The 339-nt window shown below is 65.8% G+C and carries 1 protein-coding gene; it reads right to left on the bottom strand.

Annotation, left to right across the window (positions count from 1 at the left end; all coding sequences use genetic code 11):
- Window positions 1-339, bottom strand: a 339-nt coding sequence (dapB, locus tag R0J88_RS19190; RefSeq protein ID WP_410900760.1) for a 4-hydroxy-tetrahydrodipicolinate reductase, incomplete at both ends; no start/stop codon positions are given.

Raw genomic sequence — 339 nt, 5'->3', positions numbered from 1 at the left:
GGAATGCGCCACGGCTTCGCCCATCGCCAGCGCCGTGCCGGAAGGAGCATCGACCTCGTGGCGGTGGTGCGCCTCGATGATCTCGATGTCATAGCCGGCATCGCCGAGGGCACGCGCGGCGGTCTCCAGCAACTTGAGGGTCAGGTTGACGCCGGAGCTCATGTTGGCCGCGAACACGAAGGGCACGCTGTCACGGTAGCCATCCAGCTGCTCGAGCTGCTCCGGCGTGAAACCGGTCGTGCCGATCACCATACGCTTGCCGTGCTCGGCGCACAGCGCCAGATTGGCCAGCGTCACCTGCGGTGCGGTGAAGTCGATCACCACGTCGAAGTCATCCAC

Origin of the sequence: Pseudoalteromonas sp. SIMBA_162, from assembly GCF_046535955.1 — a bacterium.
Taxonomy (GTDB): Bacteria; Pseudomonadota; Gammaproteobacteria; order Enterobacterales; family Alteromonadaceae; genus Pseudoalteromonas; species Pseudoalteromonas marina.
Note: the sequence above shows the minus strand (reverse complement) of the source record. Positions and strands in the feature narration are given on the sequence as shown.